A 10011-nucleotide genomic window follows, 5' to 3' on the forward strand; every position below is an offset into this window, starting at 1 on the left:
GGGCGGGAGGCGCTTCTCACGAGCAGCCGGCCGTCAGAACTGCAGTGCGTAGACGTACTCCACCGCGACGGGCTTGTTGCTGGCGTCGCGCGCGGGCCGGAACCGCCACTCCAGCGCCGTGCGGCGCAGCTTCTGGTCGTAGCCCCGGTCGCCGGTCGAGCGGAAATCCACGTCCCGCACCTTCCCGGAGGCGTCGATGCTGAGCCGGACCAGGAGCGAATCCCCCCGGACGCTCCGCGGCGCGTTGCTCGGCGGAAGCAGAACGAACTCCGGCACCGGCGCCTGGATCCGCCCGGCCCCCGTCCCGGTCCCGACCCCGGAGCCGATCCCGCCGCCCGTCCCCCCGCCCGAGCCGCCCCCGGACCCCGGCCCCGTTCCGGAGCCGGTCCCCTCCCCCGTTCCCGTTCCGGTGCCGCCCCCCGCCCCGGCCCCTTCGCCCGCCGACGCGGAGCCGGCACCCTCCTGCCCTCCCGTGGCCGGAGCGGTAGACGGCGCGGCCGGCGCCTGCACGGCCGGACGCGGCGTGGGCACAGGGGGCGGGACTACCGGCTGCGGCTCGGGCTCCGGCGGAGGCGGCACGGGCTCCGGCTCAGGCACCGTGAGCGTCACCTCGTCCGCCGCGGGCGCCGGGGCCGGGGCGATGTCGATGTACGTCACCCGCTCGCCGCCCCCTCCTCCTCCACCGCCCCCGCCTCCGGACGGCCCGTCCGACACCCCCGTGGGCGTGCCGAGGTCGTCCAGCAGCGCGTAGCCGACCCGCCCGCCGCCCAGGAGCGCGAGCGCGACCAGCCCGGCGTGCACGACGGCCGAGAGGGCGATGCTGCGGAGCGCCTGCTTCCGCGACTCCGGGTTGCGGCGGTCGGTGAGGTGCTTGAACAGAGGGCGAACCCCTGCCAGGGTGGACGGAGGCGAAGCGACGCCCCCTGATACGCCCGCTCGCGCCGGGAGATCCACACCCGGGGCGAGCGGGGGCACGCTGCGGCGCATTCATCATACGGACGTCGTGGAGCGGCCGCAAAATCCCCGACGCGCGCACCGGCACCGAAAACACCGGAGAGAACAAAGGGGCCCCGGCACGATGCCGGAGCCCCTCCCCTTCCGTCCTGGCGCTGGACTCAGTCGTCCGCGGCGGCGGCGTCGCCGTCGGCGGAGGCCGAGATCCCCCGCATCCCCAGGACGTCCTTGACCCTGGACTCGATCTCCGCGGCCAGCTCGGGGTTGTCCTGCAGGAACGCCTTGGTGTTCTCGCGCCCCTGCCCCAGGCGCACGTCCCCGTAGGAGAACCAGGCGCCGGACTTGGTGATGACCTCGGACTCCACGCCCAGGTCGACGATGATCCCGTAGTGGTCGATCCCCACGTTGAACATGATGTCGAAGTCCGCCTGCTTGAAGGGCGGCGCCACCTTGTTCTTGACCACCTTCACGCGGGTCTTGTTCCCCACCAGGACGTCCTTGTCCTTGATGGAGCCGATCCGCCGGATGTCCATGCGGAGCGACGCGTAGAACTTGAGCGCGCGGCCGCCGGTCGTGGTCTCCGGCGAGCCGAACATCACGCCGATCTTCTCGCGGATCTGGTTGGTGAAGATCACGCTGGTCATCGAGCGGTTGATGGCGCCGGTCAGCTTGCGGAGCGCCTGGCTCATGAGCCGCGCCTGCAGGCCGACGTGGCTGTCGCCCATCTCGCCCTCGATCTCGGCGCGGGGGACCAGCGCCGCCACCGAGTCCACCACCACCACGTCCACGGCGCTGGAGCGCACCAGCACCTCGGCGATCTCCAGGGCCTGCTCGCCGGTGTCCGGCTGGGAGACGAGGAGGTTGTCCACGTCGACGCCCAGCTTGCGGGCGTACTCGATGTCGAGCGCGTGCTCCGCGTCCACGAAGGCCGCGACGCCGCCGGTCTTCTGGACGTTGGCGATCACGTGGAGACAGAGCGTCGTCTTGCCCGAAGACTCCGGCCCGTAGATCTCCGTAATGCGCCCGCGCGGGATCCCGCCGATGCCGATGGCCGCGTCCAGGTTGATCGCCCCAGTCGGGATCGCGGGGACCTGCACCTTGGGGCCGTTGATGCCCATCCGCATGATCGAGCCCTTCCCGTAGGCCTTCTCGATCTGCCCGATGGCGACACTGAGCGCCTTCTGCTTGGCGTCGCTGATCTCGACTGTTGCCATGCTTTTCCTCGTCAATTTGTCCCGTTCACTGTCGTTCTGCCGGAGCATGGAATTGTACCCCGACACCAATATGCGGTTCCCGAAAGAAAAGCGAAAGAGCGTTGTTGCGGAGTGTCCACGAAGCGCGCCTGAACCGAGCTATAAATTAACGAATTTCAAGCATTTGCGCTACTACTGGACAGCTCGTCGGCAGCTTCCTCCAGCGCTTCTCCCGCGCGCCGGATCCCGGCGTCGTCCACGTCCAGGTGGGTGACCGCGCGCAGCCGGGCCGGGCCGAACTGGGTGAGCCGCACCCCGCGCCGCTCCATCGCGGCGAGGAGCGCCGCCGGGTCGAGCCGCTCGTCTTCCACCCGGACCATTACGATGTTCGTCTCTGGCGCGTCGGCCGCGAGCCCGGGGACCCGCGCGGCGTGCGCCGCCAGCTCCCGCGCGCGGCGGTGGTCCTCCGCCAGCCGTCCGAAGTTGTGGCGCAGCCCGTACAGCGCCGCCGCCGCGAGCAGCCCCGCCTGCCGCATCCCCCCGCCCAGGCGCCGCCGGACGCGCCAGGCCCGCTCCATCGCTTCCTCCGTCCCCGCCAGCACCGACCCCACCGGGGCGCCGAGCCCCTTGGAGAGCGCCACCATCACGGTATCGGCAGGTGCGGCCAGCTCCTTGAGCGAATGGCCGCTCGCGACCGCCGCGTTGGGGAGGCGCGCGCCGTCCAGGTGCACGTGGACGCCGCGCTCCCGCGCGACCGCCGCCACCGCCTCCATCTGCCGCAGCGGGAGGACGCGCCCGCCCGCGCTGTTGTGCGTGTTCTCCAGGCAGACCAGCGACGTCTGCACCACGTAGGGCGAGCGGGGGCGGATCGCCGCCGCGACGGCCTCGGGAGTGAGCAGACCGTCCTCGGTGGGAACGGCCCGGAGCTGGATCCCGCCCAGCGCGGCGGCTCCCCCCTCCTCCCAGTTGAGGACGTGCCCCTCGGCGTCGATCACCGCCTCCGTGCCGGGCGCGGCCTGCACCAGGAGCGCGGTCTGGTTCGCCATGACCCCGCTGGGGAAGAAGAGCGCGCGCTCCTTCCCCAGCAGCTCCGCGGCGAACGCCTCCAGCTCGTTCACGGTGGGGTCGTCGCCCAGGACAGCGTCGCCCACCTCGGCTTCGGCGATGGCGCGGCGCATCTCCGGCGAGGGGCGCGTGACGGTGTCGGATCGGAGGTCTACGATGGGAAGGGACGATGGCATGGGACGCGGCGGAAGAGGCTGCGGACGAGGAGCGCCAATCTAGCCCGAGCCCAGCAGCGGCGCGAGGGGAGCGGCGGGGCGGAGGGGTTGTGAAGTCCAGGCCCCCGGGTGCAGGTTGTCCGCAGGACAGCTCTCTGACCGGCCGAAGCCGACAGCCGTCACACCCAGAACGGAAGAGGAACCATGCTCCCGTCTGCATCGTCCATTCGCCGCGGTGCTCCCGCGGCCCTCCTCCTCACCGCGGCGTTCCTCGCGCCGGCGGCCCCGGCCCAGCAGGCGCGGCCCGACAGCGCCGCGCTGGTGACCGTGCTTGGGAACGACACCCTCGCGCTGGAGCGCTGGGTGCGCACCCCGGGCCGCATCGAGGCGGAGGCGGTGGTCCGCTCGCCCCGCACCACGCTCCGGCGCTACACGCTGGAGCTCACCCCGTCCGGGGCGATGCGCTGCTTCACCGAGCGCGTGGTGGACCCGGCGAACCCGGGAGGCGCCCCGCTGCGGACCGAGACGGTCGAAGCGAGCGACAGCGGGTGGATCCGCACGCTGACGCAGGGCGACTCGACCCGCACCTCGCGCGTGGATGCCGGCCCCGACGCCCTCCCCTGGGTGGACCTGGTGCACTGGCCGTTCGAGCTGGCGCTCCGGGACGTCCCCGCCACCGGCGAGGCGACGCGGCCGTTCCTGGCCGGCGGCCGGGCCCTGGCCTACAAGCTCGCCCGGACCGGGCCGGGCCAGGTGACGCTCACGCATCCGCTGCGCGGCCCCTCCGTCGTGCGGGTGGATTCGGCGGGGCGGCTGCTGGAGCTGGACGCCGCGGAGACGACGCGCAAGGTGGTGGTCACGCGGCTGCCGTGGACCGACGTGGAGGGCCCCGCCCGCCGCTGGGCCGCGGCGGACCGGGCCGGACGGGGGATGGGCGAGCTGTCCGGCCGCGCGGAGGAGGAGTTCACCGTCGGCGGCGCGCGCATCGCCCTAGACTACGGAGTGCCGGTGCGCCGCGGCCGCGACATCTGGGGAACGGTGGTGCCGTGGGGTACGGTCTGGCGCACCGGCGCCAACCGCGCCACGCACTTCTCCACCGACCGCGAGCTGGTGCTCGGCGACCCGGCCGGCCGGACGGTGGTGGTGCCGGCGGGCGACTACACGCTCTTCTCCATCCCCGAAGCCGACGGCGGGGTGCTGATCGTGAACCGCCAGACCGGGCAGGCCGGGACCGCGCACGACCCGGCTCGCGACCTGGGCCGGGTCCCGATGCGGCGCAGGGAGCTGGCCGAGCCGGTGGAGCGGCTCACCATCCGCGCGGAGCCGGACGGCGCGCGGGGCGGGGTGCTGCGGATCGCGTGGGACCGCTCGGAGTTCGTGGTGCCGTTCACGGTGCGGTAGGGGCCCCCTCTCCCCCCGGCCCCCTCTCCCCCGCAAGCGGGAGAAAGGGGGAGCACGACGACGACGCCCCGGCCGGAGCTTCCGGCCGGGGCGTCGCTTATGGCAAACTGGAACGGTCAGCCGCGGGCCCGCTCGTACCGCCGCGACACCTCGTCCCAGTTGACCGTGTTCCACCAGGCCTCGATGTAGTCGGGGCGCCGGTTCTGGTACTTGAGGTAGTAGGCGTGCTCCCACACGTCGAGCCCCAGGATGGGCGTCCGCCCCTCCATGAGGGGGGAGTCCTGGTTGAGCGTGTTGATGACCTCGACAGCGCCGCCGTTGCCGACCACGAGCCAGGCCCACCCGCTCCCGAAGCGCGTCTTCCCCGCGTCGCTGAACCGGCTCTTGAACTCGTCGAAGCTCCCGAAGGCGGAGCTGATCGCGTCCGCGAGCGCCCCCGACGGATGCCCGCCGCCGTTCGGCCCCATCAACTGCCAGAAGAGGGTGTGGTTGGAGTGGCCGCCCCCGTTGTTGCGCACCGCCGTGCGGATGTCCTCCGGCACCTCGTCGATGCGCCGGAGGAGCGCGTCGACGTCGCTCCCGGCGTCGAAGTCCGGGTGCTTCTCCAGCGCGGCGTTCAGGTTGCTGACGTAGGCGGCGTGGTGCTTGTCGTGGTGGATCCGCATCGTCTGCTCGTCGATGTGCGGCTCCAGCGCGGCGTAGTCGTAGGGAAGGTCGGGAAGGGTGAACCCTGCCATCATGCACCTCCAAATGGGTGGTGAGTCGGCACTGCACGAGAATCCGAACCGGCCGGCCGGGAGTCCGGCGGCCGCGCGGATCGCCTGAAAAACGCGGCTCCCGGGCCGCAAGCATCGGGCCGCGGCCGGGTCCGGGTTCCCTGGAATGTATGGCGCGACGGATGTTCCGCCACGGCCAGCGGCGGCTTCGATCGTTCGGAGCCTCTCTTGCAATGGCACCGATACGATCTAAGCTTTCGAGCGGTCGGAGTCGAGACTCTATCGACCGGGCGTATGCAATCACCTGGGCCGGCAGGGACCCATGATCGAGATCAAGGATGCGGTCGCGGCCGCAACGGAGTTCGCGCGAAGGGTGTACGACGAGCACGAGCTTCGGGGGCTTCGGCTGGAGGAGCTCGAGGCCGACCTGGACGGCCGAACCTGGAAAGTCACGCTCGGATGGATCGAGCCGGACTATCACCCGCTTTCTATCATGGAAGGACTGCTGTCTCAACACACCGCGCCGCGTGTGTACAAGACCTTCCTGGTGGACGCACACAGCGGGCAGGTTCGCAGCATGAGGATCCGCGAGACCGCCTGAGTCGCATGCCCGCGCATCCCAATTCGCTGATCCTCGACGCGAACCTCCTCGTCTTGCTCGTCGTCGGGAGCGTGGACGAGCGCCAGGTGCCATCGTTCAAGCGTACACGCGCATACACGCGGGAGGACTTCCACCTGCTGATCGGTTTCATGGCGCCGTTCGGCACCCTAGTCGTGACGCCGCATATTCTGGCAGAGGCTACGAACCTGCTCGACGACCTGAGAGAGCCGCTACGCACCTCCGCTTTCGTCTTCCTGCGCGAGATGATCTCACGCTCGGAGGAGCGGTATGAGCCAAGCGGCGAGCTCTCTGGACGTCGGGAGTTCCTTCGGCTTGGGCTCGCCGACGCGGCAGTACACTCCGTCGCTGAATCCGGAGCGGCCCTGCTTACGGCTGACCTGGATCTGTATCTGGCTGCGGCACCGAGTCATCCGCACGTCGTCAACTTCAATCACCTCCGCACCGGTGCGTGGGGCCTTTGACAGAGCGCGGTCTCGGGATGTTGCATCTGCACGTTCAGGCCGTAGCACAAAGCGGGGCTCCCTTCCAGGGGCCCCGCTTCGTATTCGAACTACGTTGGCTGCCCGGCCGAGACTAGCCCCGGGTGGCCAGCTCCTGCTCGACGCGCGCCCAGCGCCGACCGATGGAGACCACGTAGCCGAAGAGAAGGAGCCACGCGATCGCGAAGGCCGCAAACACGTGCGTGTAGTCGCGCAGCGTCCGCGGGGGGGCGGCGCGCTGCGGGAGCCCCGTCGAGGTCTGCGGCGGCGCCTGCACCGAGGGAGCCGGATCCGCGGGCGCCTGCGCGGCGGCGGCGGGTGCGGCGTAGGACGGCTCCTGCGCGCGGAGGCTCAGTGGGGCCGCGGCGAGCAGAACAGCCGCGAGCAGCAGGGTCGAAATCCGTGCGGTCCGCATCAGCGTGGAACTCCTTGCGCGGAAGGAAGGGGGCGGTCCAGCTCCGCGCGAATGCGCAGCGCCTCGGCGCGCGCGCGGGTCCGCTCCAGGCCGTAGCGGAAGAGCAGGAGCGCGAAGAACAGGAGCGTGAAGGCCAGGAAGCCCATCAGCAGCGTCTGCACGATCTCCGGGGCGGCCTGGGGGCCGTCCGCGCGCAGGACCACCGGCTGCGGGTGCTGCGAGCGGAACCAGTTGACGCTGACGTGGATCAGCGGGATGTCGACCGCGCCCACGATCCCCAGCACCGCCGCGAAGCGCTTGCCTCGCTCCGGGTTCTCGGTGGCGCCGCGGAGCATGAAGTAGCCCACGTAGATGAACCAGAGCAGGAGCGTCAGCGTCAGCCGCGGCTCCCACACCCACCAGGCGCCCCACGCGATCTTCCCCCAGAGCGGCCCCGTCAGGAGGACGATGGTGGTGAACACGGTGCCCAGCTCCGCCGCGGAGACGGCGATGGCGTCCAGCCGGTCGTCGCGGAGCCACAGGTACCCCATCGAGCAGAGGGCGACGATCCCGAAGGCCAGGAACGCCACCCAGGCAGAGGGGACGTGCACGTAGTAGATGCGCTGCACGATCCCCATCTCCCGCTCCGTGGGAGCGTAGAAGAAGATCATCCAGAACGTCGCCAGGACGGAGGCGGCGGCGAGCAGGGCGAGCGCGTAGCCCCAGCGGCGGGTACCGCTCATGGACTCCACGGCGCCCTCCTCACTCCTCCACCACGGAGCCGAAGATCACGGTGCATACGAACAGGTAGATCAGGTCGAAGGCCAGGAGCATCCGGAGGTTCCCCGCCACCTCCTCCAGGGGGCGCCCCACCAGGAGCCGCTGCGTCCCCGAGACGGCGAAGATCACCACCGGGATCAGAAGCGGCAGGAGGAGCACCGGGAGCAGCGTCTCCCCCAGGCGGGTGTGCGCCGAGACCGCCGAGAAAAGCGTCCCCAGGAGCATGAAGCCCACCGAGGCCAGAAAGACGATCAGGGCGACCCCCGCCAGCGAGCCGGCGAACGACAGCCCGAAGAACAGGGCGTACACCGGGAAGATCACCGCCTCCACCACCAGCAGGATCGCCAGGTTGGCGAGGAACTTCCCCAGGAAGAGGGCGCCCCGGTCCACGGGCGCCAGGAGCATCCCGGAGAGCGCCTCCTGCTCGCGCTCCACCCCGAAGGAGCGCCCCAGCCCCAGGATCCCGGCAAAGATCACGGTCACCCATATCATCGCCCCGGCGAAGCTGCGGGCGCGGAGCGTGGGGTCGAGCGAGAAGCTGAAGACCACGGCCACCAGGACGGCGAAGGTCCCCGAGACCACCAGTCGCTCGCGGGAGCGAAGCTCCAGCACCAGGTCCTTGCGCGCCACGACGAGGACCTGCCCCAGGAACCGGCCCACCTACGCCGCGCCCGCCACGCGCGCCGTGTACACCCGCTCCCAGAGCACGGGGTCGATCCCGGCGCGGGGCTCGTCGGAGATCCACCGGCCGCCCACCTGGATGGCCACGCGGCTCGCCAGCTCCAGCCCCTGGGAGAGGTTGTGCGTCACCAGGACCACGGTGCGCGCCCCGTCGCGGAGGCGCTCCAGCACGCCGCCCAGCATGGCCGCGGCGTGGGGGTCGAGGCCGGTGTACGGCTCGTCCAGGAGCACCAGCCGCGGGTCGTGCAGGAGGGTGCGCGCCAGCGCCAGCCGCTGCTGCATCCCGCGCGAGAAGCCGCGCACCCGGTCGCCGCGGCGCTCCCACAGCCCGACGCCCTCCAGCGCCTCCCCCACCCGCTCGCGGAGCCGGTCCAGCCCGTAGAGCCGGCCGTAGAACTCCAGGTTCTCGGCGGCGGAAAGGCCGGCGTACAGGAAGGTCTGGTGCGAGAGCACGCCGATGCTGCCGCGCCACGCCCCGTCGCCCCCCGTGACCGCCTCCCCGGCGATCCGCACCTCCCCGCGGGTGGGGCGCACCAGCCCGGCGAGCATCTTGAGCAGCGTGGTCTTCCCCGCACCGTTGGGCCCGAAGAGCGTCAGGAACTCCCCCTCGCCCAGGGCGAAGCCCACCCCGCGCACCGCCGGGAGCGGGCCGTACCACTTCTCCACCCCGCGCGCCTCCAGCACGGGCGCGGCGGCGCGGCCCGGGTCCAGGGCGGGCTGCGTCAAGCCAGCCGCGCGCCGCACCCCGCGCAGAAGCGGCTGCGGGGCGGGTTCACGAAGCCGCAGGCGTGCGCGGCCGGGTCGGCCGAGAGGGCGACGGGGCTCACCTCCACGCCGCGAAGGCGGTCCGCGGCGCGGATGGCGCGCAGCGCCTCGGCGGAGAGGCGGTCGCGGAGCTCGCGGTAGTCGGCGTCGTCCAGCTTCCCCGCGGCGTAGTCGTACTCCACCTCCTTCAGCGAGGCGAGCGCCACGCGGCGGCGGGCCTCGGCGTCCAGCACCTCGCCGGAGGCCACGTCCGCCAGGAGCGCCGTGCGGCGGGCCCAGATGGGGTGCACCACGAAGGCCGCCGCCAGCAGCGACAGCAGGACGGAAAGAGCCAGGAGCGTCACCGGTCCTCCTCGGGCTCGCGGTCCCACTCGGCCATCTCGGCGGCCAGCAGCTCGCGGTCCTCGCTGCTGAGCGCCTCCGGGGTGGGCTCGGCGGCGCCGTTTGCCTTCGAGCGGCGCAGCCACCCGCCGACGGCGAAGAGCCCCGCCAGGAGCACGGCGGGCGGGGCGAGCCAGGCCCAGAGCCCCACGCCGGAGCGCCGGGGGACGATGCGCAGCTCCTCGCCGCGCCGGGCGATGGTCGCCTCCACGATCTGCGAGGCCGAGAGCCCGCGGGCCGCGTCCGCGCGCAGGGTGTCGCGCAGCGCGGCCGCCGCCGCGTCCGGGCACATGTCGAGCGTGTGGAACGGCGTGACCGGCGAGCGGAGCTGCGACATGGCGGCCTGCGCCACGCGCTCCGTCTCCGGCGACACGGCGGCGACGTCCTGCGCCCGCAGCGGGGCCGCGTGGGCGACGACGAGGAGC

The 10011-nt window shown here is 72.0% G+C and carries 13 protein-coding genes; 3 read left to right on the plus strand and 10 right to left on the minus strand.

All coding sequences use genetic code 11. From position 1 onward, the window contains the following. Positions 1–33: 33 nt before the first annotated feature. The 3 genes from VGR37_15830 to VGR37_15840 all read right to left on the minus strand — a co-directional run bounded on the left by VGR37_15830 (position 34) and on the right by VGR37_15840 (position 3388). On the minus strand, positions 34–987 hold the full coding sequence (locus tag VGR37_15830) for a hypothetical protein (protein ID HEV2148875.1): 954 nt from the start codon (positions 985–987) through the stop codon (positions 34–36). Between the two features lie 128 nt (positions 988–1115). Continuing rightward, the gene (gene recA, locus VGR37_15835) at positions 1116–2168 is read right to left on the minus strand and encodes a recombinase RecA (protein HEV2148876.1); all 1053 of its coding nucleotides are present in this window, start codon (positions 2166–2168) and stop codon (positions 1116–1118) included. 155 nt (positions 2169–2323) lie between these two features. Then, the gene (locus VGR37_15840; GenBank protein HEV2148877.1) at positions 2324–3388 is read right to left on the minus strand and encodes a GntG family PLP-dependent aldolase; all 1065 of its coding nucleotides are present in this window, start codon (positions 3386–3388) and stop codon (positions 2324–2326) included. A 183-nt stretch (positions 3389–3571) separates the two neighbouring features. On the opposite strand from VGR37_15840, the gene VGR37_15845 reads away from it, so the two are divergent. After that, positions 3572–4768, plus strand: a complete 1197-nt coding sequence (locus VGR37_15845) for a DUF2911 domain-containing protein (protein ID HEV2148878.1) — start codon at positions 3572–3574, stop codon at positions 4766–4768. 116 nt (positions 4769–4884) lie between these two features. Here VGR37_15845 and VGR37_15850 read toward each other — a convergent pair whose 3' ends face one another. Next, positions 4885–5505 carry a superoxide dismutase gene (locus tag VGR37_15850; GenBank protein ID HEV2148879.1) on the minus strand — a complete coding sequence of 207 codons (621 nt, stop codon included), beginning with the start codon at positions 5503–5505 and terminating at the stop codon, positions 4885–4887. Positions 5506–5806: 301 nt separating this feature from the next. On the opposite strand from VGR37_15850, the gene VGR37_15855 reads away from it, so the two are divergent. Together VGR37_15855 and VGR37_15860 are read left to right on the plus strand one after the other, a co-directional pair. Continuing rightward, the gene (locus VGR37_15855) at positions 5807–6085 is read left to right on the plus strand and encodes a hypothetical protein (GenBank protein ID HEV2148880.1); all 279 of its coding nucleotides are present in this window, start codon (positions 5807–5809) and stop codon (positions 6083–6085) included. A gap of 5 nt (positions 6086–6090) precedes the next feature. Next, positions 6091–6567 carry a hypothetical protein gene (locus tag VGR37_15860; protein ID HEV2148881.1) on the plus strand — a complete coding sequence of 159 codons (477 nt, stop codon included), beginning with the start codon at positions 6091–6093 and terminating at the stop codon, positions 6565–6567. A 112-nt stretch (positions 6568–6679) separates the two neighbouring features. Here VGR37_15860 and VGR37_15865 read toward each other — a convergent pair whose 3' ends face one another. From VGR37_15865 to VGR37_15890, 6 genes are all read right to left on the minus strand, one after another. Then, positions 6680–7000, minus strand: a complete 321-nt coding sequence (locus tag VGR37_15865; GenBank protein HEV2148882.1) for a CcmD family protein — start codon at positions 6998–7000, stop codon at positions 6680–6682. Continuing rightward, on the minus strand, positions 7000–7722 hold the full coding sequence (ccsA, locus tag VGR37_15870) for a cytochrome c biogenesis protein CcsA (GenBank protein HEV2148883.1): 723 nt from the start codon (positions 7720–7722) through the stop codon (positions 7000–7002). The genes VGR37_15865 and ccsA overlap by 1 nt, the downstream gene beginning before the upstream one ends. Positions 7723–7741: 19 nt before the next feature. Then, positions 7742–8419 carry a heme exporter protein CcmB gene (locus tag VGR37_15875; GenBank protein HEV2148884.1) on the minus strand — a complete coding sequence of 226 codons (678 nt, stop codon included), beginning with the start codon at positions 8417–8419 and terminating at the stop codon, positions 7742–7744. Next, the gene (gene ccmA, locus VGR37_15880) at positions 8420–9166 is read right to left on the minus strand and encodes a heme ABC exporter ATP-binding protein CcmA (protein HEV2148885.1); all 747 of its coding nucleotides are present in this window, start codon (positions 9164–9166) and stop codon (positions 8420–8422) included. Next, entirely contained in the window at positions 9163–9549 is a 387-nt protein-coding gene (locus VGR37_15885) for a zinc ribbon domain-containing protein (protein ID HEV2148886.1), read from the minus strand. The genes ccmA and VGR37_15885 overlap by 4 nt, the downstream gene beginning before the upstream one ends. Next, the coding region (locus VGR37_15890; GenBank protein ID HEV2148887.1) for a cytochrome c-type biogenesis protein CcmH at positions 9546–10011 on the minus strand (466 nt) is incomplete at its 5' end. The genes VGR37_15890 and VGR37_15885, both read right to left, overlap by 4 nt.

The organism is Longimicrobiaceae bacterium (genome assembly GCA_035936415.1).
Classification (GTDB): domain Bacteria; phylum Gemmatimonadota; class Gemmatimonadetes; order Longimicrobiales; family Longimicrobiaceae; genus JAFAYN01.

Coding starts and splice junctions, on each gene's coding strand:
- VGR37_15830 (HEV2148875.1), bottom strand. CDS start 987: ATGCGCCGCAGCGTGCCCCCGCTCGCCCCGGGTGTGGATCTCCCGGCG.
- recA (HEV2148876.1), bottom strand. CDS start 2,168: ATGGCAACAGTCGAGATCAGCGACGCCAAGCAGAAGGCGCTCAGTGTC.
- VGR37_15840 (HEV2148877.1), bottom strand. CDS start 3,388: ATGCCATCGTCCCTTCCCATCGTAGACCTCCGATCCGACACCGTCACG.
- VGR37_15845 (HEV2148878.1), top strand. CDS start 3,572: ATGCTCCCGTCTGCATCGTCCATTCGCCGCGGTGCTCCCGCGGCCCTC.
- VGR37_15850 (HEV2148879.1), bottom strand. CDS start 5,505: ATGGCAGGGTTCACCCTTCCCGACCTTCCCTACGACTACGCCGCGCTG.
- VGR37_15855 (HEV2148880.1), top strand. CDS start 5,807: ATGATCGAGATCAAGGATGCGGTCGCGGCCGCAACGGAGTTCGCGCGA.
- VGR37_15860 (HEV2148881.1), top strand. CDS start 6,091: ATGCCCGCGCATCCCAATTCGCTGATCCTCGACGCGAACCTCCTCGTC.
- VGR37_15865 (HEV2148882.1), bottom strand. CDS start 7,000: ATGCGGACCGCACGGATTTCGACCCTGCTGCTCGCGGCTGTTCTGCTC.
- ccsA (HEV2148883.1), bottom strand. CDS start 7,722: ATGAGCGGTACCCGCCGCTGGGGCTACGCGCTCGCCCTGCTCGCCGCC.